30 protein-coding genes are annotated in these 26,556 nt (G+C 62.2%); 9 read left to right on the top strand and 21 right to left on the bottom strand.

Features of this window, described 5'->3' with window-relative positions; translation table 11 throughout:
• Positions 1–52: 52 nt before the first annotated feature.
• The 7 genes from ytfQ to pcsA all read right to left on the bottom strand — a co-directional run bounded on the left by ytfQ (position 53) and on the right by pcsA (position 7,604).
• Positions 53–1,015 carry a galactofuranose ABC transporter, galactofuranose-binding protein YtfQ gene (gene ytfQ / locus G9X64_RS22185; protein WP_171377393.1) on the bottom strand — a complete coding sequence of 321 codons (963 nt, stop codon included), beginning with the start codon at positions 1,013–1,015 and terminating at the stop codon, positions 53–55.
• Positions 1,016–1,160: 145 nt separating this feature from the next.
• A complete protein-coding gene (locus G9X64_RS22190; protein ID WP_171377394.1) occupies positions 1,161–2,237 on the bottom strand; it encodes a BMP family ABC transporter substrate-binding protein in 1,077 nt (358 codons plus the stop codon).
• A 47-nt stretch (positions 2,238–2,284) separates the two neighbouring features.
• Positions 2,285–3,205, bottom strand: a complete 921-nt coding sequence (locus tag G9X64_RS22195) for an ABC transporter permease (protein ID WP_168317814.1) — start codon at positions 3,203–3,205, stop codon at positions 2,285–2,287.
• The gene (locus G9X64_RS22200) at positions 3,202–4,287 is read right to left on the bottom strand and encodes an ABC transporter permease (protein WP_168311895.1); all 1,086 of its coding nucleotides are present in this window, start codon (positions 4,285–4,287) and stop codon (positions 3,202–3,204) included. The genes G9X64_RS22195 and G9X64_RS22200 overlap by 4 nt, the downstream gene beginning before the upstream one ends.
• Positions 4,277–5,845 carry an ABC transporter ATP-binding protein gene (locus tag G9X64_RS22205; protein WP_171377395.1) on the bottom strand — a complete coding sequence of 523 codons (1,569 nt, stop codon included), beginning with the start codon at positions 5,843–5,845 and terminating at the stop codon, positions 4,277–4,279. The genes G9X64_RS22200 and G9X64_RS22205 overlap by 11 nt, the downstream gene beginning before the upstream one ends.
• A gap of 39 nt (positions 5,846–5,884) precedes the next feature.
• Positions 5,885–6,865 carry a quinone oxidoreductase family protein gene (locus tag G9X64_RS22210; protein ID WP_168311893.1) on the bottom strand — a complete coding sequence of 327 codons (981 nt, stop codon included), beginning with the start codon at positions 6,863–6,865 and terminating at the stop codon, positions 5,885–5,887.
• A gap of 10 nt (positions 6,866–6,875) precedes the next feature.
• Positions 6,876–7,604, bottom strand: a complete 729-nt coding sequence (gene pcsA / locus G9X64_RS22215; RefSeq protein ID WP_012757415.1) for a phosphatidylcholine synthase — start codon at positions 7,602–7,604, stop codon at positions 6,876–6,878.
• 346 nt (positions 7,605–7,950) lie between these two features.
• On the opposite strand from pcsA, the gene G9X64_RS22220 reads away from it, so the two are divergent.
• Positions 7,951–8,763, top strand: coding sequence for a ferredoxin--NADP reductase (locus G9X64_RS22220; protein WP_020049885.1), 813 nt, complete (start codon positions 7,951–7,953; stop codon positions 8,761–8,763).
• Positions 8,764–8,902: 139 nt separating this feature from the next.
• On the opposite strand, the gene G9X64_RS22225 is transcribed toward G9X64_RS22220, so the two are convergent.
• From G9X64_RS22225 to G9X64_RS22260, 8 genes are all read right to left on the bottom strand, one after another.
• Entirely contained in the window at positions 8,903–9,523 is a 621-nt protein-coding gene (locus G9X64_RS22225; protein WP_168311892.1) for a GntR family transcriptional regulator, read from the bottom strand.
• Positions 9,524–9,886: 363 nt separating this feature from the next.
• Positions 9,887–10,246 carry a VOC family protein gene (locus tag G9X64_RS22230; RefSeq protein WP_171377396.1) on the bottom strand — a complete coding sequence of 120 codons (360 nt, stop codon included), beginning with the start codon at positions 10,244–10,246 and terminating at the stop codon, positions 9,887–9,889.
• Positions 10,247–10,319: 73 nt separating this feature from the next.
• Positions 10,320–11,522 carry an ABC transporter permease gene (locus G9X64_RS22235; protein ID WP_131622661.1) on the bottom strand — a complete coding sequence of 401 codons (1,203 nt, stop codon included), beginning with the start codon at positions 11,520–11,522 and terminating at the stop codon, positions 10,320–10,322.
• A complete protein-coding gene (locus G9X64_RS22240; RefSeq protein ID WP_168328372.1) occupies positions 11,512–12,228 on the bottom strand; it encodes an ABC transporter ATP-binding protein in 717 nt (238 codons plus the stop codon). Before G9X64_RS22240 ends, G9X64_RS22235 begins: the two co-directional genes overlap by 11 nt.
• Positions 12,229–12,240: 12 nt before the next feature.
• A complete protein-coding gene (locus tag G9X64_RS22245; RefSeq protein ID WP_168311889.1) occupies positions 12,241–13,533 on the bottom strand; it encodes an efflux RND transporter periplasmic adaptor subunit in 1,293 nt (430 codons plus the stop codon).
• Positions 13,534–13,694: 161 nt separating this feature from the next.
• Positions 13,695–14,069, bottom strand: coding sequence for a GFA family protein (locus G9X64_RS22250; protein WP_171377397.1), 375 nt, complete (start codon positions 14,067–14,069; stop codon positions 13,695–13,697).
• Positions 14,070–14,079: 10 nt separating this feature from the next.
• The gene (locus G9X64_RS22255) at positions 14,080–14,289 is read right to left on the bottom strand and encodes a hypothetical protein (RefSeq protein WP_003539563.1); all 210 of its coding nucleotides are present in this window, start codon (positions 14,287–14,289) and stop codon (positions 14,080–14,082) included.
• A gap of 168 nt (positions 14,290–14,457) precedes the next feature.
• A complete protein-coding gene (locus G9X64_RS22260) occupies positions 14,458–15,012 on the bottom strand; it encodes a cytochrome c (RefSeq protein ID WP_168311887.1) in 555 nt (184 codons plus the stop codon).
• A 235-nt stretch (positions 15,013–15,247) separates the two neighbouring features.
• On the opposite strand from G9X64_RS22260, the gene G9X64_RS22265 reads away from it, so the two are divergent.
• From G9X64_RS22265 to G9X64_RS22300, 8 genes are all read left to right on the top strand, one after another.
• Complete coding sequence (locus G9X64_RS22265; protein WP_168311886.1) at positions 15,248–15,751, top strand: cytochrome b; 504 nt, start codon at positions 15,248–15,250, stop codon at positions 15,749–15,751.
• A gap of 162 nt (positions 15,752–15,913) precedes the next feature.
• Entirely contained in the window at positions 15,914–16,318 is a 405-nt protein-coding gene (locus tag G9X64_RS22270) for a hypothetical protein (RefSeq protein ID WP_168311944.1), read from the top strand.
• Between the two features lie 93 nt (positions 16,319–16,411).
• Positions 16,412–16,639: a hypothetical protein gene (locus G9X64_RS22275; protein WP_168311885.1), complete on the top strand. Its 228-nt coding sequence runs from the start codon at positions 16,412–16,414 to the stop codon at positions 16,637–16,639.
• Positions 16,636–18,102, top strand: coding sequence for a TolC family protein (locus G9X64_RS22280; RefSeq protein ID WP_171377399.1), 1,467 nt, complete (start codon positions 16,636–16,638; stop codon positions 18,100–18,102). Before G9X64_RS22275 ends, G9X64_RS22280 begins: the two co-directional genes overlap by 4 nt.
• Positions 18,103–18,115: 13 nt before the next feature.
• Positions 18,116–19,462 (top strand): multicopper oxidase family protein, encoded by a 1,347-nt coding sequence (locus G9X64_RS22285; protein WP_171377400.1) that lies wholly within the window; start codon positions 18,116–18,118, stop codon positions 19,460–19,462.
• Between the two features lie 31 nt (positions 19,463–19,493).
• Positions 19,494–19,973 carry a cupredoxin domain-containing protein gene (locus G9X64_RS22290; protein ID WP_168311882.1) on the top strand — a complete coding sequence of 160 codons (480 nt, stop codon included), beginning with the start codon at positions 19,494–19,496 and terminating at the stop codon, positions 19,971–19,973.
• 23 nt (positions 19,974–19,996) lie between these two features.
• On the top strand, positions 19,997–20,284 hold the full coding sequence (locus G9X64_RS22295; RefSeq protein ID WP_171377401.1) for a copper-binding protein: 288 nt from the start codon (positions 19,997–19,999) through the stop codon (positions 20,282–20,284).
• Positions 20,285–20,344: 60 nt separating this feature from the next.
• Positions 20,345–20,809, top strand: coding sequence for a DUF411 domain-containing protein (locus G9X64_RS22300; RefSeq protein WP_168316935.1), 465 nt, complete (start codon positions 20,345–20,347; stop codon positions 20,807–20,809).
• A 34-nt stretch (positions 20,810–20,843) separates the two neighbouring features.
• On the opposite strand, the gene G9X64_RS22305 is transcribed toward G9X64_RS22300, so the two are convergent.
• From G9X64_RS22305 to G9X64_RS22330, 6 genes are all read right to left on the bottom strand, one after another.
• Positions 20,844–21,212, bottom strand: coding sequence for a hypothetical protein (locus tag G9X64_RS22305; protein WP_168311879.1), 369 nt, complete (start codon positions 21,210–21,212; stop codon positions 20,844–20,846).
• 98 nt (positions 21,213–21,310) lie between these two features.
• Complete coding sequence (locus G9X64_RS22310) at positions 21,311–21,751, bottom strand: EF-hand domain-containing protein (RefSeq protein WP_168316952.1); 441 nt, start codon at positions 21,749–21,751, stop codon at positions 21,311–21,313.
• Positions 21,752–21,843: 92 nt separating this feature from the next.
• Positions 21,844–24,063, bottom strand: a complete 2,220-nt coding sequence (locus G9X64_RS22315) for a copper-transporting P-type ATPase (RefSeq protein ID WP_168316934.1) — start codon at positions 24,061–24,063, stop codon at positions 21,844–21,846.
• On the bottom strand, positions 24,056–24,733 hold the full coding sequence (locus tag G9X64_RS22320) for a methyltransferase family protein (RefSeq protein WP_168316933.1): 678 nt from the start codon (positions 24,731–24,733) through the stop codon (positions 24,056–24,058). Before G9X64_RS22320 ends, G9X64_RS22315 begins: the two co-directional genes overlap by 8 nt.
• On the bottom strand, positions 24,726–24,986 hold the full coding sequence (locus G9X64_RS22325) for a DUF2933 domain-containing protein (protein WP_171377402.1): 261 nt from the start codon (positions 24,984–24,986) through the stop codon (positions 24,726–24,728). Before G9X64_RS22325 ends, G9X64_RS22320 begins: the two co-directional genes overlap by 8 nt.
• Positions 24,987–25,042: 56 nt before the next feature.
• Positions 25,043–26,521 carry a multicopper oxidase family protein gene (locus tag G9X64_RS22330; RefSeq protein WP_171377403.1) on the bottom strand — a complete coding sequence of 493 codons (1,479 nt, stop codon included), beginning with the start codon at positions 26,519–26,521 and terminating at the stop codon, positions 25,043–25,045.
• Between the last annotated feature and the right edge of the window lie 35 nt (positions 26,522–26,556).

A 26,556-nucleotide genomic window follows, 5' to 3' on the forward strand; every position in this document is an offset into this window, starting at 1 on the left:
CAACGGCAGTTCCGCACCGGTCCATGACGGGCCGGTGCGGTTCCAGGTTCAATCAGTAGCCCTGACCCTTCTTCTCTTCGTAGACCTTCATCGGTTCGTCGGCCGGCGTGTAGAGCTTCGACTCGGTCTGGATCCACTTGGCCGGAGCCTTCTTGTCCTTCAAATAGGCTTCGAGCGCATCAAAGGCCGGACCTGCCATATTCGGCGTCAGCTCGACCGTGGCATTGGCCTCGCCTTCGGACATCGCCTTGAAGATATCGGGCACGGCGTCGATGGAGACGACGAGGATATCCTTGCCGGGCTTCAGCCCGGCTTCCTTAATCGCCTGGATGGCGCCGACGGCCATGTCGTCGTTATGGGCGTAGAGAGCGCAGATATCCTTGCCGCCATTCTCGGCCTTCAGGAAACTTTCCATGACTTCCTTGCCCTTAGTGCGGGTGAAGTCACCGGTCTGGCTGCGAACGATCTTGAGGTTGTCGTGGCCGGCAAGAGCCTCTTCGAAGCCCTTCTTGCGGGCGATAGCCGGCGACGAACCGGTGGTGCCCTGCAGCTCGACGACATTGCACTTCTTGTCGCCGACGGTCTTGACCAGGAAGTCGCCTGCGACCTTGCCTTCATGGACCAGGTCCGACGTCACCGCCGTCAGGTAGAGATTGTCAGGAGCCTTGATGGTACGGTCGAGAAGGATGACCGGGATTTCGGCTTCCTTGGCTTCCTTGAGAACGTCGTCCCAGCCGGTTTCGACGACCGGAGCAATGAGAATGGCATCGACGCCCTGAGCAATGAAGGAGCGCAGAGCCTTGATCTGGTTTTCCTGCTTCTGCTGCGCATCGGCAAACTTCAGATCGATGCCGCGCTTCTTGGCCTGTTCCTTGGTCACGGTCGTTTCAGCCGCACGCCAGCCCGATTCCGAGCCGATCTGCGAGAAGCCGACAGTCAACCCGGCGGCCGAAGCCGAACCGAACATGCAGGCAGCCAGAATCGTGGCACTCAAAAGTGCAGTCTTCAATTTCATGATTTCCTCCCAATGCCGCATCTCGCGGCGCAGGGTCAAAAAATCATATAGTATTACTTTTGTAAATCGGAATCTTGGGATGCATTGCAGCAAAAAAAGAGCGCCCAAAAGGGCGCTCTTCGCATCCGCGAGATGGCTTAAGGGATTATTTACCCGGCAGCTTGTCGTCGACGCCTTCGACATAAAAGTTCATGCCGAGCAACGTGCCATCGTCGGCCTTTTCGCCAGCCTTCAGCCACGGCGTGCCGTCCTGCTTGTTGATCGGGCCGGTGAAGGGATGCAATTCGCCGGACTTGATCTTGGTTTCGGTCTCCTCGGCGAGTTTCTTCACCTCGTCGGGCATGTTGGTATAGGGCGCCATCGTCAAGATGCCGTCCTTGAGGCCGTCCCAGCTCTGCTCTGACTTCCAGGTGCCGTCGAGAAGCGCCTTGACGCGCTTGACGTAATAATTGCCCCAGGTGTCGATGATCGCGGTCAGCTGGACGTTCGGACCAGCCTTGATCATGTCGGAAGCCTGGCCGAAGGCCTTGACGCCGCGCTGCTCGGCGACCTGCATTGGAGCGGTCGTGTCGGTGTGCTGGGTGAGGATATCGACGCCCTGGTCGATCAGCGCCTTGGCGGCATCGGCTTCCTTGCCCGGGTCGAACCAGGTGTTGACCCAGATAACCTTCATCTTGAAGTTCGGATTGACCGACTTGGCGCCAGTTTCGAAGGCATTGATGCCCATCACCACTTCGGGGATCGGGAAGGAGGCGATATAGCCGGCCGTGCCGGTTTTAGAGAGCTTGCCGGCGATAATGCCACTGATGTAGCGGCCTTCATAGAAGCGGGAATTGTAGGTCGCGACATTGTCGGCGGCCTTGAAGCCTGTCGCATGCTCGAACTTCACTTTCGGGAACTTCTTGGCGACGGCAATAGTCGGGTCCATGAAACCGAAGGACGTGGTGAAAATCAGCGAGCAACCGGAGCGGGCCATGCGCTCGATGGCGCGTTCGGCATCCGGACCTTCCGGGACGCTTTCGAGGTAGGGCGTCTCGATCTTGTCGCCGAATTCCTTCTCGACCTGGAGGCGGCCGTTCTCATGGGCCTGCGTCCAGCCACCGTCGGTGCGGGTGCCGACATAAACGAAGCAGACCTTGGTCTTGTCAGCCGCCTCGGCGGCCGAACCGATGCTCAAAACGAGGGCAGCTGTCGCTGCGAGAGCAAGTGCAAGTTTTTTCATATTGATCCCTGTTGGTTGGAAGTTTCGAAACCCGTCTTGTTGTTTGCTCACCGGTCCGGCACGAAGGCCTTGCCGAGCGAGGCCGGCGTATTGATCAACGTCGTGCGCCGATTATGCGAGATGATGACGAGGACCACAACCGTCGCCGCATAGGGCAGCATCGAGAGGAACTGCGAGGGAATGCCGATGCCGAAGGCCTGCGCGTGCAGTTGCAGGATCGTTACCGCCCCAAAGAGATAACCGCCAGCCAGCAGGCGCCAAGGCCGCCAGGAGGAGAAGACGACGAGCGCCAGCGCGATCCAGCCGCGCCCGCCGGACATGTTCTCTGTCCATTGCGGCGTATAGATCAGCGAAAGCTGCGCCCCGGCAAGGCCGGCACAGGCGCCGCCGAACATCACGGCGAGGTAGCGCATGCGGATGACATCGATGCCGAGCGCATGCGCCGAGGCGTGATTATCGCCAATGGCACGAATCTTCAGGCCGGTGCGACTCTTGAAGAGGAACCAGTTGACGGCGATAACGAGCAGGATCGACAGGTAGAAGATGAGATCCTGCTTGAAGAGGACCGTTCCGACGTAGGGAATGGCGGAAAGCACCGGGACCTCGATCGGCAGCAGCCGGACGCCGGGTGCGCCGACGAAGGCCTCGCCGAGCATGCCGGAGGCGCCGAGGCCAAGGATCGTCAGCGCAAGGCCTGTCGCCACCTGATTAGCAACGAGCGTCAACGTCAGGAAGGCGAAGAACAGCGAAAACAGCGCGCCGCTCACGACACCGCCGACAATGCCGATATAGGCCGAGCCGGTGAGCTGTGCCGCGGCAAAGGCACCGACCGCGCCCATGATCATCATGCCTTCGACACCGAGATTGAGAACGCCGGAGCGCTCGGTCACGAGTTCTCCCAGCGCGGCAATGACGAGCGGGGTGGAGGCGGTGATGACCGTCAGCAGAATGGCTTCGAAGATGCTCATGCCGCCGCGCCCCTTACCCGCGACCAGACCAGGCGGATTTTGTAATAGATCAGCGTATCGCAGGAGAGCACGAAGAAGAGCAGCAGACCCTGGAAGACGCGGGTGACCTTGTCCGAAACGCCGAGCGAAAGCTGTGCTGCCTCGCCGCCGAGATAGGTGAGTGCTAGCACCAGGCCCGATGCGATGATGCCAAGCGGATTGAGGCGGCCGAGGAAGGCGACGATGATGGCGGTGAAGCCGTAGCCCGGCGAGATCGCCGGCTGCAGGTGGCCGATCGAGCCGGAGACCTCGGCTATCCCGGCAAGGCCGGCAAGCGCGCCCGAAAAGAGAAAGCTGAACCAGATCATTTTCTTCGACGAGAAGCCGGCAAAGCGCCCTGCCCGCTCCGATTGGCCGAGCACGACGATCTCGAAGCCTTTCAGCGTATAACGCAGCATGAACCAGACGCCGATTGCGGCGACAATGGCGAAGACGAAGGCCCAATGGGCGCGGCCCGACTCTTCCCAGATCGCTGGCAGTACCGCTTCCGGTGCAAAATCCAGCGAAACGGGAAAGTTGAAACCCTTCGGATCGCGCCAGGCGCCGCGGATCAGCCAGTCGAGGAAAAGCTGGGCGATATAGACCAGCATCAGCGATGTCAGGATCTCGTTGGTGTTGAAATGCGCCTTCAGCAGCGCCGGAATGGCGGCGAAGAGCGCACCGCCGAGCGCGCCCAGGATCAGCATCAGGGGCAGCACGAGCGGCGAATGCCAGTCGTAAAAGACGATCGGCAGATAAGAGCCGGTGATGGCGCCGATGGTGAACTGGCCTTCGGCGCCGATATTCCAGTTGTTCGAGCGATAACAGACCGCCAGGCCGACGGCAATCAGGATCAGGGGCGCGGCCTTGATCGCCAGTTCGTGCAGCGACCAGACCTCGAGCAGCGGCTCGATGAAGAAGGCTTCCAGTGCGGCGATCGGGTCCTTGCCGAGCATGGCGAACATGATGGCGCCGAACACCAGCGTCAGGATAAGGGCAAGCAGCGGCGAGACGAAGGCGAAAAGCTTCGAGACGTCGGGGCGTTTTTCGAGTTCAATGCGCATGGAGCGCCTCCGAGCCAGAGCTGCTCTCGTGCAGGCCGCCCATCAGCAGGCCGATCTTCTCCCGCGTCAGTTCGCCCGCCGGAAATGGGCGGGAAAGACGGCCTTCGGAGATGACGGCGATATCGGTCGCCACTTCGAAGATCTCGTCGAGATCCTGGCTGATGACGACGACGGCAGAACCAGCTCTTGCAAGATCGACGAGCGCCTGGCGGATGCGGCTCGCGGCCCCGGCGTCGACGCCCCAGGTCGGCTGGTTGACGACGAGCACCGCCGGCTGGCGGTCGAGCTCGCGGCCGACGATAAACTTCTGCAAGTTGCCGCCCGACAGCGAGCCAGCGGCCGGGTCATCGCCGCTCTTGCGGACGTCCATGGCCTCGGAAATGCGCCTCGCAGCGGATTTCACTGCCGCGTGGCGGATGATGCCGAGCAGGCCCAGAAACGCCTTGCGATCCGACTGATTGCGGGCAAGGACGAGATTGTCCGACAGTTTCATGGCGGAGACGGCGGCATGGCCATGGCGCTCCTCCGGCACGAAGCCGGCGCCGAGAAGACGGCGAGCGGTAATGCCCTGATTGCCGACCGGCTTCTTGCGGATGACGATCGCCTCGGCCGAGGCGACCGGATATTCGCCGGACAATGCGTCGAAGAGCTCGCTCTGGCCGTTGCCCGCGACACCGGCAATGGCGAGGATCTCGCCGGAGCGCACCGCCATCGAGACATCACGCAGTGACATGGCGAAAGGGGTGCGCGCGGCGACGGAAAGATTGGCGACGGCAAGCTGCACCTCGCCCCTGTCGCTGCGCTCCGGATGCGTGACGGTCGCCACTTCGCTGCCGACCATCATGCGGGCGAGAGAGGCAGGCGTTTCCTGCTTCGGATCGCAAGCGCCGGTCACACGGCCATCGCGCAGCACGGTGGCGCGATCGCAGATGCGCTGCACCTCCTCCAGCCGGTGGCTGATATAGAGAACCGAACGCCCCTCGGCACGGAGCTTGAACAGCGTCTCGAACAGCCTGTCGGCCTCCTGCGGCGTCAGCACCGAGGTCGGCTCGTCGAGGATGATGAGCTTCGGGTTCTGCAGCAGCGCCCGGACGATCTCGATGCGCTGGCGCTCGCCGACCGAGAGATCGGCGACATGGGCATGCGGATCGAGCGGCAGGCCGTAGGCGATGGACAGTGCTCTCGCCTCTTCGGCGATTTTGTCGATCGGGATGGCGTCATCGAGCGATAGCGCGATGTTTTCGGCAACCGTCAGCGCCTCGAACAGCGAGAAATGCTGGAAGACCATGCCGATGCCGAGCTTGCGGGCCTCCCCTGGCGATGCGATCGCAACCGGCTGGCCCTGCCAGAGGATATGCCCGCCCGTCGGCTCGAGAACGCCGAACAGCATCTTCACCAAAGTGGATTTGCCTGCGCCATTTTCGCCGAGAAGTGCATGAATTTCGCCCGGCGCGATAGCGAGATCGATTTCATTGCAGGCTGCAAAGCTTCCGAAGAACTTCGTCAGCTTCTGGACCGATAATAACGCACCGGAATCCGGCACATTCAATGGCGACACGTTCCCCTCATTTCTTCTGCCAACCGGTCCGTTCGGATCTCATGGAATCAGCAGCGTCGTTCCTGTTGTTTTTCTTGTTTCCAGATCCGCGTGAGCCTGCCCAACCTCACGCAACGGATAGGTTTGATTGATATTGATACGCACTTTGTTGCTTTGCACAATATCAAATAGCGCTTTGGCGCTGTCGATCAGTTCCTGGCGCGCGGCGATATAGGTGAAGAGCGTCGGCCGCGTCGCAAAGAGCGAGCCCCTCTGCGCCAAAGCCGCAAGGGTGAAATTCTCGATCGGACCGGAAGATTGGCCGAAGGAGGCAAAAAGGCCGCGAGGCTTCAGACAATCGAGCGACTGTGGAAAAGTATCGCGGCCGATCGAATCGTAGACGACATCCACGCCCTTGCCGCCGGTGATTTCGCGGACACGGTCGACGAAGCTGTCGCTCTTGTAGTTGATCACATGGTCGTAGCCATGGGCGAGCGCCAGCTCGATCTTGTCTTGCGACCCCGCCGTGCCGATGACGGTGGCGCCGAGCGCCTTTGCCCATTGGCCGGCGATCAGGCCGACGCCGCCGGCAGCGGCGTGGAACAGCAGGACCGTCTGCGGGCCGACCTTGAAGGTGCGGTTCAAGAGGTATTCGGCGGTCATGCCCTTCAGCATCATCGCCGCTGCGGTCTCCAGCTCTATGCCATCAGGCACATGCACCAGATGCCGCGTCTCGACATTGCGTTCGGCGCTATAGGCGCCGTCGGCGCTGGCATAGGCGACACGGTCGCCGACCTTGAAATCCTCGACGCCGGGGCCAACCGATGTCACGGTGCCGGCGCCCTCCTTGCCGGTGACGAAGGGCAGATGCGGCGTCTTGTAGGTGCCGTTGCGGAAATAGATGTCGATGAAATTGAGACCGACCGCCGCCTGGCTGATCTGCACCTCACCCGCCGAGGGCGAGGGAAGATCGATCTCGACATAGTCGAAAACCTCCGGCCCGCCCGTCCTCGAAAATGAAACCGCCTGCGTTTTGCTCATCTTGCCTGTCCTATGCTTCGCGTCCAAGGGCGGGGAAGAATTGCAGCACCGCGCCGATGACGTAAAGATAGGCGCCGGTCACGATGAAGAGAATGAGCGCCCATTCGGGTGTGTCGAAATGCATCAGCAGCGAAAAAATCCCCAGCGCCGACCACAGGAAAAAGACGCCGAGATTGAGCGGGCGCAGCCTTTTGACCCGGACCGGGTGGAGGAAATTGATCGGCAGAAAGGTCAGCACCACCGAAACGATGACAACAGTGAGCGCCGTCGTGGCGCTGGCATCAATGACGAACAGCGTGAAGACGATCATGTTCCAGACGACGGGGAAGCCGGAGAAGAAATACTCGTCCGTCTTCATGCCCATATCGGCATAGTAGATAGCGCTGGATACGACGATCATGCCGGCGGCGACGAAGGACCAGGGCTCGCCGATCATGCCGCTCTGATAGAGCGCGAAGGCCGGCAGAAGCACATAGGTGACGTAATCAATGATATTGTCGAGCGTATCGCCCGACCAGTTCGGCAGCACTTCCTTGACGCGCACCTTGCGGGCGATCGGCCCGTCTATGCCGTCGACGAGAAGGGCAAGTCCCAGCCACCAGAACATGTCGATGAAGCGGTGCTCGGCGGCGGCAACGACGCCGAGAAAGGCAAGGAAGGAGCCGGATGCCGTCAGGATATGGACGGAAAAGGCGCGCATCTCCGCATAAGGAACACGCTTGTAGTTGAAAATCTTCATATTCCCCCGACCGCCCTGTCGCGCTCGCCCCGGCAAGCATCTTTTTTTCGCCACCATCGCCGGACCCTGTTGCTGAATCGGGTTCGACGCCGTAGGTCTTTGTTGTCGCACCGTTTTTGCCGAAAATCGGCATGTGTTTCCGGCGTGCTGCTCTAATATGCATCCTTTGCCGGGCTTCGCCAGCGGGAAATACGACATTACCCGCCAGCCATTGAATCCTGACAATGACATGCATATTTCCCTTTAGAAGCGTCGCGTGGAATGGAATGCCTTTAATTCCGGCCGGATTTGTAATATCTCGCTCGCATCCGACAGTTCATCCGACGAAACGGGATCCGCTACCGAAATGAACGCGCCTGCAAAGACCGAAGACTTCGCCTCGTCCATCCCCGCCGGCGTCTACGCCGAGACGGTGCTCGATGTCACGCACTATACCGACCGGCTCTTCCGCTTCACGATGACCCGGCCGCAAGGCTTCCGTTTCCGTTCCGGCGAATTCGCGATGATCGGCCTGATGGTCGAGGGCAAGCCGGTGTTCCGCGCCTATTCGATCGCCAGCCCCGCATGGGCCGAAGAGCTTGAATTCTTCTCGATCAAGGTGCCGGACGGTCCGCTCACTTCCCATCTGCAGGCGATCAAGCCGGGCGACCAGGTGCTGATGCGCAAGAAGCCGACGGGCACGCTGGTGCTCGATGCGCTGACGCCCGGCCGTCGTCTCTACATGTTCTCGACAGGAACGGGCATTGCGCCTTTCGCCAGCCTGATCCGCGATCCCGAGACCTATGAGAAGTTCGAGGAAGTCATTCTCACCCATACGACACGCGATGTCGCCGAGCTGAAATACGGTTTCGACCTCGTGCACGAGATCCAGAATGACGAGTTGCTGAAGGAAGTCGTCGGCGACAAGCTGCGCCACTACCCGACAGTCACGCGCGAGGATTTCGAATATCGCGGCCGCATCACCGACCTGATTTCTTCCGGCAAGCTGTTCACCGATCTCGGCGTGCCGCCGCTCGACCCGGCGATCGACCGCGGCATGATCTGCGGTTCCTCGGCGATGCTGAAGGATACCAAGGAACTGCTCGAGAAGGCCGGCCTCGATGAAGGCGCCAACAGCAAGCCTGCCGAATTCGTCATCGAGCGCGCTTTCGTCGGCTAAAGCATTTCTGACAATCAGACCTATGGCGGCTCCGGAAACGGAGCCGTTTCTACAGCGCCGCGCGTCTTTCAGACGCGCAAAGGACGCTGTAGCGCTTTGAATGCTGCATAATTCCTTAAACCGATTTCGGTTTAAAGAATTATGCAGGGGTCTGGCTGAGGTAATCGATCAGCACCGCCATGGTGGTACGCGCTTCATCCGGCCTGCCCTGATGGATGGCGCGAATGACGGCGACATGCAGGGCAATGGCGCGATCCATGCGCTCCGGGCTTGCCTTCGAGTACCAGAGGCGACGTGAATGCGTCTGCACCGGGCCGAGTGCTGCCGTGATGAAGCCGTTCGGGCAGGCATCTTCAAGGATTTCGTCGAAGGCCTTGTCGGCAGCGAAGAAGCCGGCGAGATCGCCGGTGACGGCGCATTCCTCCATCGCGCCGGCGCAATCGATGAGGCGCGCGCGCTGCTCGTCGCTCGCATGTTCGGCAACGAGGCCCGCTGCGATCGGCTCCAGCTCGCGGCGCACCTGCATGACATTGCCATGATCCTCCGGCGCGATCTCGGCGACCTGCAGCCCGACGCGCGGCTTGACCAGGATCAGCCCCTGCCAGGCGAGCTTCTGGATCGCCTCGCGCACCGGCGTACGCCCGTGGCCCGCCATATCGATCAGCTGTTTTTCAGTGACAAGCGCGCCAGGCTTCAGCGCCAGCGTGACGATCAGATGCTCCAGCGCCAGATAGGCAAGATGGCTCTGTGAAGTCTGCAATAAGGAACTCCGTCGCCAATTCTGATATATCACATAGTGGCACGGTCAAAAACCGAAGACAAGTCGGCACCGAAATATCAGAATAGAGACAGATAGATAACATTCGCGAGGCTGCTGAAATCGGCGAATGGCATTGCAGGCGCGGGCGTCTACGCCGTCAATGGCTCCTGCCGACCACCCCACTCTCCGTCGTGCTCGGCCTTGAGCCGAGCAACCCACCACGCATCCATCAGCAACCGCGGCATAGGTCCTCGGCTCAAGGCCGAGGAGGACGGAGAGTGCGGTTGGCTTTCTCGCCAAACTCCCCTCGCCTACAGAGGCAAGGCGCGTCGGCTGTTTCCTCAGGCCGGCACTTTCCCTCGATCACTCCTTGCGGAACGCCCGGCTGGAAACCGAGATCGAATTTTGACATGGGTCTTTTGCATTGGCGAACTGATAGCCATCGGCGTTATGGATGGCACCGAACTCCAGGCCATTCTCCGCACAACGGCTGCAAAAATCCTCGACATCCTCCACGTCGAAGACCAACTTGACGGTGGATTGGCCGCTCCGCTGGCCCTTGGCGGCCTGGTGCAGCATGATATTCGCACCGCCGTCCTGAGCGACCAGTTCAATGATCCTGTCGCCAGGCAGGCTGGTCGCCTTGAAACCGAAGTGCTTCTCATAAAACCGCGCCGTTTCCTCGACATTCCCAGCATAGATCACCAGCCTGTTGAGCGGCATGATGGTACCCTCCGATTGCGCTTGCATTCGATTGACAAGAGTAGAGGGACATCACGCGTTTCGCCACGGCGCATTATTCGTGCCGCAACGCCTCGATGGGATTCAACTGCGCGGCCCTTCTCGCCGGGAAATAGCCGAAAATCATGCCGATCGCCGCTGAGAAGAGGAAGGCGACGGCGACCATGAGCGGGCTGAAGACGAAAGGGACTTTCAGGAGCGTCACGGTGCCGAAGCCGAGACCGAGGCCCAGTATGATGCCGGTGATGCCGCCGAACAGCGACAGCGCCACCGCCTCGACGAGGAACTGGGTGAGCACCTGGCTTTCAAGCGCGCCGATCGCCAGGCGGATGCCGATCTCACGGGTGCGCTCGGTGACGGAGACCAGCATGATGTTCATGATGCCGATGCCGCCGACGAGCAGGCTGATCGCAGCGACGGCGCCGAGCAGGCCGGTCAGCAGCGTCGTCGTGCCGGTCATCGCCTCGGCGATCTGGGTCATGTCGTTGACGTTGAAATCGTCCTGGCGGCCGGGCACGATCTTGCGGCGTTCGCGCAGGAGATTTTCAACATCGGACTGCACCTTGGCTGTGGAGACGCCGTCGCGCGCCGAGATGATGATCTGCGGCACGTTGCTGTTGCCGCTGATGCGCCGCTGAAACACCTTGACCGGCATGATGACCACATCGTCCTGGTCATTGCCCATGCCGGATTGGCCGCGCTTGGCCAGCACGCCGATGACGGGGCATGAGACCTTCCCGACGCGGATCTGCTGGCCGGTGGGGTCGGCGCTGCCGAAAAGCTGCGAGCGCACCGTTTCGCCGATGATGCAGCGCGCCTGGCCGCGTTCCTCGGCGGGGAGAAAATTGCGGCCAAGCGCCAGGTTCCAGTCCTGTGCGATGAAATAGTCGTTGGTGGTGCCGGAGACGCTGGTCGAATGGTTCTGGCCGCCGAAAATCACCGTCGCCGTCGACTGGTTGAGCGGCGCCACGGCCCTCAGACCGCCGATCTGGTCGCGGATGGCAGCGACGTCCTTGACGCTGAAGCGCTTGGCCTCGGAGCTAGCCCGGCCGGGGCCGAACTGGCCGGGACGGACGAAGAGCATGTTGGTGCCGAGCCGCGACAACTCGGTCGAGACTTGCGCGGTGGTGCCGTTGCCGATCGTCACCAGCGCGATGACAGCGGCAACGCCGATGACGACGCCGAGCACGGTCAGGAACGAGCGCAGCATGTTGCGGCTGATGGCCCGCAGCGCCAGCTTCAGCGTCTCAAAGAACATGATCCGCCCTCCTCCGGTGCTCGACTTCCGTCTCCAGCTTGCCGTCGACGAACCGCAGCAGCCGCTGCGCATAGGCGGCGATATCGGGTTCGTGGGTCACCATGACGATGGTGATGCCCTGCTCGCGGTTCAGCCGCGTCATCAGGTCCATGATCTCGACGCTGGTCTTCGTGTCGAGATTGCCGGTGGGCTCATCGGCGAGCAGCAGCGCCGGCTCGGTGACGATGGCGCGGGCAATGGCGACGCGCTGTTGCTGGCCGCCTGACAGTTCCTGTGTCTTGTGATGTTCGCGGCCGGTGAGACCGACCAGCGCCAAGGCTTCCCGGGCCCGTTCGCGCCGCTCGCGCACCGCCATGCCGCGATAGATCAGCGGCAATTCGACATTTTCGACGGCCGAGGTGCGCGACAGGAGGTTGAAGCCCTGGAAGACGAAGCCGAGCATATGGCGGCGCAGCAGCGTCAGCTGGCTGCGGTCGAAGCCGCTGGTCGGAATGCCCTCGAAGATGTAATCGCCGGCGCTCGGTACGTCGAGGCAGCCGAGGATGTTCATCGCCGTCGACTTGCCGGAGCCTGACGGCCCCATGATCGCGACGAATTCATGGGCGTTGATCGCCAGGTCGACGTGGTCGAGCGCGCGGATCGCCGCCTCGCCCTCGCCGTAGACTTTCGAGACCTGCCTGAATTCGATGAGCGGCGGGCTTGTCATCCGTCTCTCCGCCTAGTTCGCACGCGTCGTGGCGTCGGTCACCAGTGCGTCGTCTTGCTTGAGGTCGCCGGAGACGACCTGGGTGAACTGGCCGTCGGATGAGCCGACCTGGATGATAACAGGCACTGGCCGGCCGTTACGCAGCACCCAGACGCGGCGTTGTGTGCCCGTCAGCGCCGAACCGGCATTGTTGTTGCGCTGGCGTGGCGGGCCGAAGATGCCGAAAATGCCGCGGCCGCGCCTTTCGGCCTGCGCCGGGGCGTAGCGCAGCGCGGCGTTCGGCACCATCAGCGTGTCCTTGACGGCCTCGACGGTGACGTCGGCCGTCGCCGTCATGCCGGGGCGCAACAGCAGGTCGGCATTGTCGACCGACAGGACCGCCTTATAGGTCACGACATTGTTGACTACTTCGGAGGCGAAGCGGATCTGCTCGATCTCGGCGGGAAAGGTCCGGTCGGGATAGGCATCGACCGTGAACTTCGCCTTCTGGCCGACGGCGATCTGGCCGACATCAGCCTCGTCGACATCAACCTGCAGCTCCATCTTCTTCAGGTCGCCGGCGATGGTGAAAAGGATCGGCGCCGACAGCGAGGCGGCGACGGTGGCGCCCGGATTGACCGAGCGGGTGAGGATGACGCCGTCGATCGGCGATATGATCTTCGCCTTGGCGAGATTGACCTCGGCAAGCTGCAGGTCGGCCTCCGAGGCGAGAACCTCGGCCTCGTTGATCTGTTTGGCGGCGACGGCGGAATCATATTTGTAGCTGGCGTCGTCGAGGCTCTGCTGGGTGGAAACGTTGCTCCTGACGAGGCTCTTCAACCGCTCGAGAGAGGTGCTCGCCGATTGCATATCGGCATTGGCCTTGACGACGTTCGCCTTGGCCGAATTGAGCTTGGCGCGCGAACTCTTCACATCGGCCTCGAGCTTGTTGGTATCGAGGAGAGCGAGCACTTCGCCTGATTTGACCGTGCTGTTGTAATCGACATTGACGTCGCGAACCGTGCCGGAAAGCTCGCTCGATATATCCACCTGCTCGGTCGGCTGCACTGAGCCGGTGGCGGTGACGAGGACCGTCAGGTCACCGCGTTTTGCCGGCTGGGTGGCATAGCTCACTTCGCTTTGCCCGCGGCCCATATAGAAATAAGCGGCGACGGCTGCGGCAGCGATGAGGATCAGCAGGATGAACAGGCGTCCGCGCCAGCGGCTGCGCTTGCCCTGCCGTCCCGACGCGGCAAGGACCGCTGCGAGATCGGACGCCGCGCCTGTCTTTGCTCGGGTTTCGCTGCCGCTTACGATTTTGTTCATGTCGTCCTCAATCCGTCAGTGGCCGCCTGCGGCCTCTGCAGCGAAATAATCACAACGCAGATGAACCGGGCATTAGCGTTGCCGCGGAAGTGGCACGGAATTGCGGATTGCGGAAATGAAATATTGGTAAGAAAAGTCAAGTTTCGGTGCGCAACCGTCGGTCAATCCGCATCCTCAGCAAATTGATCCGCGCCGGGCAAAGGATGCAGCCACGGTTCACGCCGCTTGATCCAGACTTCATAGCCAGGCGCAAGGTCGGTCGGCGGAGTGTCCAGGGATCCCAGGCGAATTTCCGCCTCGTCTTCCCTGAGGCAGAAAAGCCTGCCGCCGCAGGCGGGGCAGAAGCTGCGACCGGAGAAAGTGGCGATCTCGCCGTTATGGGAAAAAGCCTGGCGCGGCCAGACCGCAAAGAAGACGAAGGCGGAGCCGCTCGATTTGCGGCAATCGGCGCAGTGGCAGAGGCCGATGCGAAGCGGCTCGCCTTCCACCCGATAGGCCACCGCCCCGCAAAGGCAACTTCCGGTTCGGATACTCATAGAGGCGCCTTCAGGCGTCGAGATTGGTCGGGAGGCCCGGCGGGCGCCGCTTTGCTGCCATCAACAGGTCGAGTTCGGTGGCCGACGGGCCGAACTTGTCGTAGAGGCGCTTTGCCTCCTTGTCGTCCAACCGGTATTTCCTGGCAAATTCGCCGATGCTGTAGGGGCGGCCACGCAACACTCTTCGCGCCGGGGTCGCCGTATTCGGTGCGTCGGTCATAGGTTTCTCCTTTTCGTCAGGTACCCTTTAAGCTAGAGCGACTCGTCGATTTGGAAAGAGCCGGCGAGCCGCATAGAGGGATCCGGCATGGATGGATGCGGTTGTTTTCCTGGAACCTTTTCGTCGACATGCGCATTTTTGGATCGAGGTTGCGGCGAGTGGCCGCCGTCATTCCATTCTGAACCGGGTGTGGCAGGTCGTGCAGGTCTGCAGCATGAGGTGGAACGCGTGTTCCGCCGGCATCGCCGACAGTTCGTGCTCGTTGCGGACGTGAGTGCCGAAAGGACCGCCGCCCATGGCCTCTCCGGGCCTCATGCGCATGCTGGCAGGCATCGGCCCGGGGTTCTTTTGCGCGGCGGCATCCAGCGCGACGGCGTAGTCGCGCAGGTCGCTGGCGATGCGGTCGAACCGGTCGCGCTCCTTAAGGATGTTCGGCCCGGCCTTCGACTGCCGACTGTCGGCCGCGGACGCGAAATGTGCAGAGAGAACGCCTCCAGACCTGTCGCGGATGGTGTCGGCCGCCCATTTGAACTCGGTGGCCTTGTAGGTCGTCGAATCCTTGAACATGCCGGAGATCGTCTTTGCCGCTGCGGCCATGGCTTTCATGTCCGCCTGCCGAATGGCGATAACGTCCTCCTCGGCAGAAGCCACGGCCGCCATCATCAGGACCGCCGCCATGAAGGCGACCAGTCCGAATTTGTTCGCGTCAGCTATTAATCTCATCGACGACGCCGCCCGGATTGGTGACCATGATGCTGCAACGGATATCCGATGCAGTGACCCGATATCCGTCTTTATCTGGGCAGCAAGAGGGCGGATGCGCGCCCATCAGGCGGCCGGCGCATCCCTAGCTTCCAATCGACGGTTGATCTGTAGCACTCAGATCTTTTTGCAACCGGGCGATGAGAAAGCATTAACTGTCGCCGGTTAGTCTGCACCTCTCGCTAGGAGAGGATCGATGAAGAGTGGCTACTCGCTCGCCCAGATAGGACTTCACTGGCTCGTCGCCTTCATGGTGCCGGTCCAGTATCTGACCGGCGGTAGCATCGAGAGAACCCATCACGCCGTCCACATGGGTATCACGCCATCCTATTGGGACGTCGTCCAGCACCAACTTCATAACTATGCCGGAATGGTGATCGGCCTGCTGATGGGCGTGCGGCTGGTTCTTCGTCTCCTTCAACCGCCCGAAACCAGCGGGCCGGATTCATGGGCCGGGCGGGGCGCGAAGGCGCTTCACTACGGCTTCTACGTCGCAATCATCGGACAGGCCTGCATGGGGTTCGTCGCGAGCTATCTCTCGTTCGCCATTGCGCCGTATCACGTGATCGGGTCGAGGATTATCCTGGCGATGGTCGCGCTGCACCTCGCAGCAGCGGCCTGGCACACGCTGGTCGCCCGTGACGAAACGGTCGACCGGATGGTGTTCTCGCGCCGGAAGCGGTCAGCCGAGAATTTCTAGAGTGGCCAGCGTCAGCACGACATAGCGGCCGGTCTTGGCGGCGAACACCAGGATCGTGAACGGGATGATGTTCGAGCCACACAAAAGGCTCGAATATCGGAGACACATGAGTCGTAGTTGAAATCGGGCTGCATTGCATGTAGTTCGTTGGGAATGGGCAAGATGTACCGAATCGCAATGAGCAGGCTGCTCGTGATGATACGGCTGGTGATCATCGTATCACTGGCGGGGTACTCGCTTTCGAACGCAAGCGCCGCCATGCATGGCTCTTCGTTCCCCGAAATGGCAGCGGTCGTGTCCGAGACCGATGCTATGCAGCATCACGATGGCCATGACATGACGAAGATGGTTGTCCATGACCATTCCCAGGGCGAGGCCGGCGGTAACGCAGATGGCGTATCGAAGCCCGTCAAGCAAGAATGCTGCAAGGATTTCTGTGGCGGACTCGGCATTATTTGTGAAGGCCAGGATGTCGGCGGACCCGTCGTAACCTCGATCCGGCAGTTCATCGACGACCGGACGACCCTTGGCGAACTGCCGCCCCTCCACCGTCCCCCGAATATCTGAACAGAGACGCACCCGCTTGATCGGGTCTAGTCGGACGTTTGCCTGCTTCTGGGCGAGCGCCCTGTAGGCTATCTCCTATTCGGATATTTCAAAATGAAACCCTCGTTTTTCGTGGTGGGGCTGCCGCTTGTTGTCGGTGGCTGCGCATCCACGCTTCCTCCCGACGTGGTGGCGTTTCCCACTGCGGTCGTTCAGCCGTCCGCGCTTCCGGCGGCATACAGGTCGCCGATCACAGGTTACGTCGCCCGCCAGCCGGTCGATCCCAAACCCTGGCGCAGACAGAACGATCTGCAGTCTCCCATGAATGGAGACGGCTCATGATCGGCACCACAAGACTGATCGCGGCGCTGGCATTCCCTCTCGCCTTGAGCGGCTGCGTTACAAGCGCCGATTATTCCCGCAAGGAAGCGGGCTTCACCTCCGTTGCCAACAAAACCGCCATTGTCACGGCGAAAGAGACCGTCTGGATCCAGAACCAGAACCAGGCCCGATCGGCGGCCGCGCAGGTCAAAAGCCTGCTTGCTCGAACGAAACCTCTCGACGTCGAGACGGCCGTCCAGATCGCGCTGCTCAACAACAAGGGCCTCCAGGCCGCCTATGCCGATCTTGGCGACAGCGCCGCCGACGCCTGGCAGTCGACCATGTTCATCAACCCGACCGTCTCCATCGGCACGACCGGGATCGGAACTGCGGAACTGCAGGCGTTCAAAACGATCGAAGGGATGATCACGACGAACATCCTGGCGCTCGCCACGAAGAACAGGGACATGGCGATCGCCGACACCCGCTTCCGGCAGGCGCAATTGTTCGCGGCAGTGAAGACGCTTCAGGTCGCCGCTGACACCCGGCGCGCCTGGATCGGTGCGGTCGCCTCATGGGAGAATGTCGGGCAGCTCCAGCACGCCCAGGCGACTGCCGACGCAGCCTCGGAACTCGCCGAGAAACTCGGCGAGACAGGTGCAATGGCCAAGGGCGCGCAAGCCCGTGAACATGTGTTCGTCGCCGAACTCGCCGGAGAGACGGCGAAGGCTCGGCTATCGGCACGTCTCGCCAAGGAGAATCTGACGCGGCTGATGGGCCTCTGGGGCTCCGATCTGGACTACCAGGTCCCGAACAGCCTGCCGCCGCTCCCCAAATCCGTCGTCAGACGCGATACCATCGAGAGCGAGGCTCTCAGGAACCGCATCGACCTGCAGATCGCCAAGCTCGACCTTGAGGCCACGGCCAGATCCTACGGTCTCACCGAGGCGACGCGCTATGTGACCGATCTCGAGATCCTGACCGGTTTCGAAACGGAACGGGAAATCGAGGACGACGAGACGAAAACGCGAACCACCGCGCAGGTCGAGCTTGAGTTCGCCATCCCGATCTTCGACACCGGCAAGGCCCGGATGCGCAAGTCCGAGCTGGCCTACATGCGGGCGGCGAACCTCTTGGCAGAGAAAGCCGTCAACGTCCGCTCGGAAGCACGCTCCGCCTACGAGGCTTACCGCTCGAACTACGATATCGCGCGGCACTACCGCAACAACGTCGTGCCGCTGCGAACCAAGGTCGAGGAGGAATCCCTGCTGACCTACAACGGCATGATCTCGAACACCTTCGAGCTGCTGACAGACACCCGCGACAAGATCAACTCCACCCTGCTCTCCGTCAACGCGAAGCGCGATTTCTGGCTGGCCGAAGCCGATCTGGCGCCTGCGATCTACGGCGGCAGCGCGACAAAGGCGTCGGCAGAGACCGAGGTCGCCGCTGCTTCTGCAAGCAGCGCTGGCGGCGGTCATTGAGAAAGGACATACCATGTTCAACAGACGACAACTTTTTGGAGCCAGCGCCGCTCTGCTCACCACAGCCGCCTGGACGAAGACCTCGGCGATGGGTCTGCCTGAGGCCCCGACCATGGAATCGGCGGACATGCAGCCGCCGCTCCACCCTAGCTCCGGCCCGGAATACCAGCCGGTGGTCACCCTCAACGGCTGGACCCTGCCGCATCGGATGAACAATGGCGTCAAGGAATTCCACCTCGTCGCCGAACCGGTCGAACGCGAGATGGCGGACGGCATGACCGCCTATCTGTGGGGCTACAACGGACAGTCACCGGGACCGACGATCGAGGCTGTCGAGGGAGATCGCGTCCGCATCTTCGTCACCAACAAGCTGCCCGAGCACACGACGATCCACTGGCACGGCATGATCCTGCCGTCGGGCATGGACGGCGTCGGCGGCCTGACGCAGCCACATATTCCAGTCGGCAAGACCTACGTCTACGAGTTCGACCTCGTGAAATCCGGCACCTTCATGTACCACCCGCATTCCGACGAGATGGTGCAGATGGCGATGGGCATGATGGGTTTCTTCGTGATCCATCCGAAAGATCCCAAGTTCATGCGCGTCGACCGAGACTTCGTCTTCCTGCTCAACGCCTACGACATCGACCCCGGCTCCTACGTGCCGCGGATCATGGAAATGACCGACTTCAACATGTGGTGCTGGAACAGCCGCGTGTTTCCGGACATCAGCCCTCTCGTCGTGTCGAAGAATGACAGGGTGCGCGTCCGCGTCGGCAACCTGACGATGACCAACCATCCGATCCACATGCATGGCTATGATTTCGAGGTGACATGCACCGACGGCGGCTGGGTGCGGCCGGAAGCGCGGTGGCCGGAGGTGAGCATCGACATCCCCGTCGGCGCGATGCGTGCCTACGAGTTCGACGCCAGGTATCTCGGCGACTGGGCGATCCATTGCCACAAATCGCACCACACGATGAACGCCATGGGTCATGACATTCCAACCTTCATCGGTGCGGACAAATCGAAGGTCGCCGAAAAGATCAGGAAGCTGCAGCCAGAATACATGCCCATGGGCACCAAGGGCATGGCCGACATGGGCGAAATGGAAATGTCCATCCCCGAGAACACCGTTCCGATGATGACCGGCTGGGGGCCGCATGGTCCGATCGAAATGGGCGGTATGTTCTCGGTCGTAAAGGTCCGCGAGGGGATCTCGGCAGACGATTACTCAGATCCCGGCTGGTACGAAAACCCGCCCGGAACGCAGGCCTGGGAGTGGACCGGAGAACTTCCGGACGCGACCAAGGCCAAAGACGCGAAAACACAAATCACGCCGAAGCCGACAAACGGCTGAGGTCCAATCTCAACATCGAAAGGAATTACGGATGAAGAATTATCTCATGGCACTGGCCCTCGCAGCACTCGCGTCGCCGGCACTTGCCTCAGGCAATCATGCCGGTGGCCACGGCGAGAAGATGGCTATCGGAGAACCCGGCGACAAGGCCAAGGCGACACAGACCATCCGCGTCACGATGAAGGAAACCGACGACGGAAAGATGCTGTTTACCCCGGCAGCCTTCAACGTCCGCAAAGGGCAGACGGTGAAGATCGCGATCAAGAATGCCGGAACCGTCGACCACGAATTCGTACTCGATCAGGAAGACAAGATCCTGGAGCACAAGAAGGTCATGGAGAAGTTCCCGGAAATGGAACATGCCGACCCCAACTCCATCCGTCTTCCGGCTGGCCAATCCGGCGAGATCGTCTGGAAGTTCACCACCGACGGCGAATTCAAGTTCGCCTGCCTGATCCCCGGTCACTACGAGGCCGGCATGCATGGCGACGTCACCGTCGCCGGCAAGTAATCTGCAACAAAGGAGCTACACACATGAAAACTGCAATGATCAAAATCGGCCTCGCCGCCCTGCTCTGCGCCAGCGCAGCCTTCGGCGCATTCGCCGAGGAGTTCACCAAGGGCGTCGTCAACAAGGTCGACACAAAGGCAAAGAAGGTCACCATCAAGCATGAGGATCTGAAGAACCTCGACATGTCCGCGATGACGATGGTCTTCCGCGTCGAAGACCCGGCTCTGATCGAAAAACTGAAAGAAGGCGCGAATGTCGAGTTCGTTGCCGAGCGTGTGAATGGCAAGCTGACCGTCACCAATGTAAAATAACCGCCTCCTGCCGCCCCGGGTCGGTCGATCCGGGCGGCAGGACATCGAGGAGCGCAGACGATGCACAGAAGAAGAAGTTTCATTGCAATGGCGGGCTCTGCCCTGGTGTTCATTGGCGGAGGAGGTCGCGCCGCCGCCCCGGCGAAGATGACGGTCTACAAGGATCCCAGCTGCGGCTGCTGTCATGAATGGTCGAAGGCTATGGCAGCAGCTGGATTTTCGGTCGACGCCCGCGACACGGACGACCTTGCACCGCTCAAGGTGCGGTTGGGCATACCGGTCGACGTGCAGGGATGCCACACCGCCGTCATCGAGGAATACTACCTCGAGGGACACGTGCCGCTCGAGGCCGTCCGACGCCTGTTGCAGGAGCGGCCGCTGGTGCAAGGACTGGCCGTGCCGGGAATGCCACCTGGCTCCTTGGGAATGGGCGACGATCCGCAGGCGTCCTATGCGGTGTATGCGGTCCCCTCGGGAACCGGCGCGCCATACGTGTTCATGGAGGTTCGTCCCCGGAAGGCCTGACGCCTCGATCGGTCAAGCCACGCCGAGGTGCCGCTCAGGAAACTGGAGCGGTGCAGAGCGCCGCCCAAAGATCGTGCTTCCAGTCGGTTCCCAGCCGCGCCGACACGTCAACCGTATAGTTGGCGGAATTGATCCGCACCACGGCGGGCGAAACACAGCGCACGCTCGCCTCGTGTCTTCCTCCGTCCCGATAGAGCACGATGCCGCTACCGTCGAATTCTGAGAGCGTGATGACGACGTCGAAATCGAAGGCCGGATCGCGGGCGGGACCGCCCTCCGCCAGACTGAGGCTGACCGACCGGCTGCCGCCGAACGAAGCGGTGTGGAAGGTGGCGAGCTCGGAAGCCGCCGACATGGATGCGGACTGCGCGCAAAGGATCAGACACAGAAGGACTCGGCGCATTTCCCCCCGCCGTGGTCAATGCATCGCCAATCTTATCATATCCACGGAGGCTCCGCGACTATTCGCGGAGCCTCCGAAGTTGGATCCCTTCGGCCCGGCTACGGCCGCATGAACGCCTGCAATTCGTCGGTCGTGACCTTGCCGTCGTTGTTCGCGTCCACGCTGTCGAATATCCGCTTGTGGATCGCCGTCACCTCCTCGAAGGACAGCGCGCCGTCTCCGTCGGCGTCGGCGACCGCGAACATGATTTTCATCATGTGTCCGCGCATCGACATCATCGGCATGCCGCCCATCATGCCGGACGGCATCATCATGCTCCGCCCCATCATTCCGTCGGGCATCATGCCGGATCCGCCGGGCATGGATCCCTGACCTTGCCCCGTCGTTCCGTCGTCCGCATCCGACGGCGAGGTTGCCTGCGCCGATGTCGCAGGATGATGAGGGTCGGCGTCGTTCGTCTGCGCGAGCGCGAGACCACCTCCGCCGACCGCGATCAGCGCGGCAAGCATGGCTGCATGTGGCAATCTTGTCGTCGTCATGTCCATTCTCCTTTTGCGTGATCTTCTTCCACCTGCATCTTTTATCCTGCGCAGGACAGGCATTCGCACATCGTGCACCAACCGGCGCTGGCCTAATCCAACGGCGAGCGCCGCAGCCGCAGCGAGTTGGCGATGACGCTGACCGAGGACAGCGCCATGGCCGCGGCCGCGATGATCGGCGAGAGCAGCAGCCCGAAGGCCGGATAGAGCACGCCTGCCGCGACGGGCACACCCGCCGCGTTGTAGATGAAGGCGAAGAACAGGTTTTGACGGATGTTGCTCATCGTCGCGTGGCTTAGCTTGCGGGCTCTCGCGATGCCCTGCAGGTCCCCCTTCAGCAGCGTGACGCCGGCGCTCTCGATCGCGACGTCGGTTCCCGTGCCCATGGCGATGCCGACGTCGGCGGCGGCAAGCGCCGGGGCGTCGTTGACCCCGTCGCCGGCCATCGCGACGACGCGACCTTCGCTTCGAAGCCTGGCGACCACCTTGCCCTTGTCCTCCGGCAGAATCTCCGCCTCGACCTCGTCGATGCCGAGCCGGCGGGCCACCGCCTCCGCCGTCGTCCTGTTGTCTCCGGTCAGCATGACGACGCGGATGTTCTCCTCCTTCAGCGATCGCAGAGCCTCGGACGTCGTCGCCTTGATCGGATCGGCGATGGCGACAAGACCGCCCACCTTGCCGTCGATCGCGACATAGATCACAGTCGCGCCCTCGGCGCGAAGCGCTTCGGCCTCGGCATTGAGAGCCGCAAGGTCGACGCCCGCCTCCGCCATGATCCGGTGGCTGCCGATGACCAGCCTCCTGCCATCGACCGTACCGGTGACGCCCCTGCCGACGGGGCTGTCGAACTCTCGGGCCTCGCCCAGGGCAAGGCCCCTCTCCTGGGCGGCGGCGACGATGGCCGCGGCAAGGGGATGTTCGCTGGCACGCTCGAGCGTTGCGGCCAGCCTCAGGAGTTCCGCTTCGTCTGTTCCTCCGACGGCCTTCAATGCGGTCACCTTCGGCTTGCCTTCCGTCAGTGTGCCGGTCTTGTCGACGACAAGCGTGTCGATCTTTTCGAAGCGCTCCAGCGCCTCGGCGTTCTTGATGAGGACGCCCATTCGCGCACCGCGGCCGACGCCCACCATGATCGACATCGGTGTCGCCAGTCCGAGGGCGCATGGGCAGGCGATGATCAGCACGGCGACAGCGGCGACGAGGCCGTGCGCGAAGCGCGGTTCCGGACCCCAGACGCCCCAGACGATAAAGGCTGCGACCGCGATCAGGATCACCGCCGGAACGAACCAGCCCGACACCTGGTCGGCGACCCGCTGGATCGGAGCGCGGGAGCGCTGGGCCTCGGCCACCATGCGAACGATCTGCGAGAGCATCGTGTCGCGCCCGACCTTGCCGGCCTTCATGACGAAGCCGCCGCTCCGGTTCATCGTGCCGCCGATCAGCTTGGCGCCGACCTCCTTGGTTACCGGCATGGATTCACCGGTGATCATGGATTCGTCCACGGAGCTGCGCCCCTCCAGCAACTCCCCGTCGACCGGGACCTTCTCGCCCGGCCGTACGCGCAGACGGTCCCCGACCGCGACGACATCCAGCCCAACGTCCTCGTCCGATCCGTCTTCCCGGATGCGGCGGGCGGTCTTCGGCGCGAGGTCGAGCAGCGCCCGGATGGCGCCGCCGGTCTGCTCCCTCGCCCGGAGTTCGAGAACCTGGCCGAGCAGCACCAGTACGGTGATGACTGCGGCCGCCTCGAAGTATATCGCGACCGAGCCGTCGGCGGCGCGGAACGTGGCAGGAAAGATGTCCGGCGCCGCCGTGGCGACGATACTGTAGATCCAGGCCACGCCCGTTCCCATCGCGATCAGCGTGAACATGTTGAGGCTGCGGTTGAGGAGCGAGGCCCAGGCCCGCTCGAAGAACGGCCATCCGGCCCAGAGCACGACGGGCGTCGCAAGCACGAGCTGGATCCAGTTGGCGAGCTGCGCGCCGAGCAGCATGTGCAGGTTGGTGAGATGGGCGCCCATCTCGAGCGCGAGAACGGGCAGCGACAAGGCGAGTCCGATCCAGAACCGCCGGGTCATATCGACAAGTTCGGCACTCGGCCCGGTCTCCTTCGTCGTGACCTCCGGCTCGAGCGTCATGCCGCATATCGGACAGGTGCCAGGCCCCACCTGCCGGATCTGTGGATGCATCGGGCAGGTATAGATCACGCCCTCCGAAGCCTCCGGCGGCCTGGTGGCCGCTGGCGTGGCCGACCGCCCTTCGTGATGGTGATGGCCGCCATGGGCATGGCCTTCATGGACGTTGTGGTCAGTCATGGACAGCTCCTCCACGATGGCTTCCAGCGGCATCCGTTCCGCGGCCGAACCTCGGAAGGAACCGGGGAACCGCTTGGGCATAGGCGTCCCATGCAGCTCCGAACTCGGCCCGCGAAGCCTCCTCCTCCCGCTTCGCAAGGCGCACGTAGACCCACACCAAAACAGGGAACATGACGAGCGTCACCAGGGTCGGCCACTGTAGCAGGAATCCGATCATGATGACGACGAAGGCGTCGTATTGCGGGTGCCGGACGCGCGCGTATGGCCCCGTGATCGCCAGGCGATGGTTCTGCTGGGCGGCGTAGAGCACATGCCAGCTCAAGGCGAGCAACCAGAATCCGGCCATGATCAGGACGCTGCTTGCGAGGTGAAACGGTCCGAAATGCGGGTTGACGCGCCAGCCGAACATCATTTCAAGCAGGTGGCCAGCGTCGTGGGACCAGAAGTCGACGCCTGGAAACTGTCGGCCGAGCCAGCCGGACAGCAGATAGATGGTCAGCGGGAAGCCGTACATCTCCGTGAAGAGTGCCACGACGAAGGCGGAGTAAGCGCCGAGCGATCGCCAGTCACGTTTCGTCTCGAGCCGGGTGAAGCTCGCGGCGAAGACGATGAACACCACGGAGTTGATGATCACGAGACTCCAGAGTCCATAGGCGGGAGTGTCAGACATCTTCTTTCTCCTTCGGCTTGTGCGGCGTCATGCGCGCATCGTGACGCGAATGATCATGACCGGAATGACCGCCGTGCCCGTGATGCATGAACATGTGCATGAGCGGACAGGCCAGGATGAGAAGCCAGGGTAGGATACCGAGGACGTGCACGCGGTGCTCGTAAGCGATGAGCGCCAGGGCGACCGCGGCGAAGGCGATGAAAACGGTACGGCTGTAAGTGCTCCAGGCCGACGTGAGATGGTTGTCGTTCATGAGGATGCCTCGCTCGAATAAGTTCGGGGAAGCCGTCGCGGTCTCTTGATCCGCGTTCAGCCAATGCCGTCGTAGGTCACGTAGGCCATCATGCCCGACGCCATGTGGTAGAGGTGATGGCAGTGAAGCGGCCAGCGACCGGGATTGTCGGCGTCGAAGGCCAGGACGACACTCGCCATCGGCGGCAGCAGGACGGTGTCCCTGACCGCGCCGGCGACCGGCGCTCCATTGATGCCGACCACCTGGAAATGATGCCCGTGCAAATGCATGGGATGCGCCATCATCGACATATTGTTGATCGCGACCTCGATCCGCTCCCCGCGTTTGACGACGAGACAGTCCGCGCCGTCGATGCCCCAGGTGTAGGCGACCATGTCGCCCCTCAGCGAAAGCTCCAAGCGGCGGTCTGCCGCACGGGAGGCAATGGGAGCGACGGGACGTAGGCGCTGTTCCAGATCGAGCCCAAGGACAGGTCCCTTCATATCGCCCGCGACCTGAATCCTTCGGACGTCCGCCCCGGTAGTGGCCAGGATGACGCCTGCGCGCTCGACGGCCCCTTCGCGAAGGGCAAGGATGGGAAAGGCGTCGCCCTCCTTGGGCATGCTCACACGGATGTCGAGACGCTGGCCCATGGCGACCGGAAAGGAGGTCCCGCCAACCGGTTCGACACCCTGCCCGTCGACGGCGACCAGTTCGCCGGAAAGGCGGCCGGTGTCGATGGTGAAGGCGGTCGCCGTCGCGCCGTTGATGATGCGCAGACGGACGCGGCCGCCCTTGTCGACCCTGACGATCTCGGGATCGTCGAGCGTGCGGTCATTGGCGAGATAGGCGTCGTAGTCGATGTCGTTGAGGTCCATGGCCGCCATACCCGGCATCGCCATGCCCGCCATGTCGTTGCCGGACATCATGTGCTGCATCCCGGCCATGCCCTGCATCGAGCCGTGTTGCATGGGCATGGCGTCGGACGCGGCGTTCCCCTTCAGCTTCGCCAGCAGTTCCTGCGCTGGCAGGAAGGAGAAGTCGTGGAGCAGGACGACGACCTCCTGCTCGTCACGCTTCAGGTCGTCGGCCGTCCGCACGACCAGCGGAGCGGCGAGCAGGTTCTGCTCCTGCAGCGTATGGGCGTGCATCCAGTGCGTGCCGCCCGCGCCGACCGGAAAGGTGTAGCGACGGGTTTCGACGGGTTGCAAGAGCGCGGCCGGATTGTCGGGCACGCCGTCGGCCGCCCAGGGCGGCGTCAGGCCGTGCCAGTGGATCAGCGTCGGTTGGTCGATGGCGCTCGACAAGGCGACGTCGAATTCGGTTCCGGCGTCAAGCGCCAGTCCCGGTCTGCCGTCCACCTGGACGAGGCCGAAGACTCGGGCGGACTTGCCCTTGACGTCGATGGTCCTGTAGCCGACCGACAAGGCGCGTGGCGCAGGAGACGTTGTGGCGGGAGCGGCCTGTGCAAAGGCGCGCATGGGATTAAGGATGGCCGATGTGCCGAGCGCGGCTGCGCCGACCATCAGGTCGTTGAGAAATTCACGGCGATTCATTGTAGTTGGTCCTGGCTTCCGGGTCGGCTGTGCCG

Origin of the sequence: Rhizobium sophorae (genome assembly GCF_013087515.1) — a bacterium.
Taxonomy (GTDB): domain Bacteria; phylum Pseudomonadota; class Alphaproteobacteria; order Rhizobiales; family Rhizobiaceae; genus Rhizobium; species Rhizobium sophorae.

What these genes read in the sequence shown, in the direction of transcription:
- G9X64_RS22220 (WP_020049885.1), top strand. Translation starts at nt 7,951, where the DNA reads ATGAACGCGCCTGCAAAGACCGAAGACTTCGCCTCGTCCATCCCCGCC.
- G9X64_RS22230 (WP_171377396.1), bottom strand. Translation starts at nt 10,246, where the DNA reads ATGCCGCTCAACAGGCTGGTGATCTATGCTGGGAATGTCGAGGAAACG.
- G9X64_RS22235 (WP_131622661.1), bottom strand. Translation starts at nt 11,522, where the DNA reads ATGTTCTTTGAGACGCTGAAGCTGGCGCTGCGGGCCATCAGCCGCAAC.
- pcsA (WP_012757415.1), bottom strand. Translation starts at nt 7,604, where the DNA reads ATGAAGATTTTCAACTACAAGCGTGTTCCTTATGCGGAGATGCGCGCC.
- G9X64_RS22315 (WP_168316934.1), bottom strand. Translation starts at nt 24,063, where the DNA reads ATGACTGACCACAACGTCCATGAAGGCCATGCCCATGGCGGCCATCAC.
- G9X64_RS22300 (WP_168316935.1), top strand. Translation starts at nt 20,345, where the DNA reads ATGCACAGAAGAAGAAGTTTCATTGCAATGGCGGGCTCTGCCCTGGTG.
- ytfQ (WP_171377393.1), bottom strand. Translation starts at nt 1,015, where the DNA reads ATGAAATTGAAGACTGCACTTTTGAGTGCCACGATTCTGGCTGCCTGC.
- G9X64_RS22190 (WP_171377394.1), bottom strand. Translation starts at nt 2,237, where the DNA reads ATGAAAAAACTTGCACTTGCTCTCGCAGCGACAGCTGCCCTCGTTTTG.
- G9X64_RS22210 (WP_168311893.1), bottom strand. Translation starts at nt 6,865, where the DNA reads ATGAGCAAAACGCAGGCGGTTTCATTTTCGAGGACGGGCGGGCCGGAG.
- G9X64_RS22305 (WP_168311879.1), bottom strand. Translation starts at nt 21,212, where the DNA reads ATGCGCCGAGTCCTTCTGTGTCTGATCCTTTGCGCGCAGTCCGCATCC.
- G9X64_RS22325 (WP_171377402.1), bottom strand. Translation starts at nt 24,986, where the DNA reads ATGAACGACAACCATCTCACGTCGGCCTGGAGCACTTACAGCCGTACC.
- G9X64_RS22285 (WP_171377400.1), top strand. Translation starts at nt 18,116, where the DNA reads ATGTTCAACAGACGACAACTTTTTGGAGCCAGCGCCGCTCTGCTCACC.
- G9X64_RS22250 (WP_171377397.1), bottom strand. Translation starts at nt 14,069, where the DNA reads ATGAGTATCCGAACCGGAAGTTGCCTTTGCGGGGCGGTGGCCTATCGG.
- G9X64_RS22330 (WP_171377403.1), bottom strand. Translation starts at nt 26,521, where the DNA reads ATGAATCGCCGTGAATTTCTCAACGACCTGATGGTCGGCGCAGCCGCG.
- G9X64_RS22270 (WP_168311944.1), top strand. Translation starts at nt 15,914, where the DNA reads ATGTACCGAATCGCAATGAGCAGGCTGCTCGTGATGATACGGCTGGTG.
- G9X64_RS22265 (WP_168311886.1), top strand. Translation starts at nt 15,248, where the DNA reads ATGAAGAGTGGCTACTCGCTCGCCCAGATAGGACTTCACTGGCTCGTC.
- G9X64_RS22255 (WP_003539563.1), bottom strand. Translation starts at nt 14,289, where the DNA reads ATGACCGACGCACCGAATACGGCGACCCCGGCGCGAAGAGTGTTGCGT.
- G9X64_RS22290 (WP_168311882.1), top strand. Translation starts at nt 19,494, where the DNA reads ATGAAGAATTATCTCATGGCACTGGCCCTCGCAGCACTCGCGTCGCCG.
- G9X64_RS22275 (WP_168311885.1), top strand. Translation starts at nt 16,412, where the DNA reads ATGAAACCCTCGTTTTTCGTGGTGGGGCTGCCGCTTGTTGTCGGTGGC.
- G9X64_RS22320 (WP_168316933.1), bottom strand. Translation starts at nt 24,733, where the DNA reads ATGTCTGACACTCCCGCCTATGGACTCTGGAGTCTCGTGATCATCAAC.
- G9X64_RS22240 (WP_168328372.1), bottom strand. Translation starts at nt 12,228, where the DNA reads ATGACAAGCCCGCCGCTCATCGAATTCAGGCAGGTCTCGAAAGTCTAC.
- G9X64_RS22260 (WP_168311887.1), bottom strand. Translation starts at nt 15,012, where the DNA reads ATGAGATTAATAGCTGACGCGAACAAATTCGGACTGGTCGCCTTCATG.
- G9X64_RS22280 (WP_171377399.1), top strand. Translation starts at nt 16,636, where the DNA reads ATGATCGGCACCACAAGACTGATCGCGGCGCTGGCATTCCCTCTCGCC.
- G9X64_RS22310 (WP_168316952.1), bottom strand. Translation starts at nt 21,751, where the DNA reads ATGACGACGACAAGATTGCCACATGCAGCCATGCTTGCCGCGCTGATC.
- G9X64_RS22245 (WP_168311889.1), bottom strand. Translation starts at nt 13,533, where the DNA reads ATGAACAAAATCGTAAGCGGCAGCGAAACCCGAGCAAAGACAGGCGCG.
- G9X64_RS22295 (WP_171377401.1), top strand. Translation starts at nt 19,997, where the DNA reads ATGAAAACTGCAATGATCAAAATCGGCCTCGCCGCCCTGCTCTGCGCC.
- G9X64_RS22200 (WP_168311895.1), bottom strand. Translation starts at nt 4,287, where the DNA reads ATGCGCATTGAACTCGAAAAACGCCCCGACGTCTCGAAGCTTTTCGCC.
- G9X64_RS22195 (WP_168317814.1), bottom strand. Translation starts at nt 3,205, where the DNA reads ATGAGCATCTTCGAAGCCATTCTGCTGACGGTCATCACCGCCTCCACC.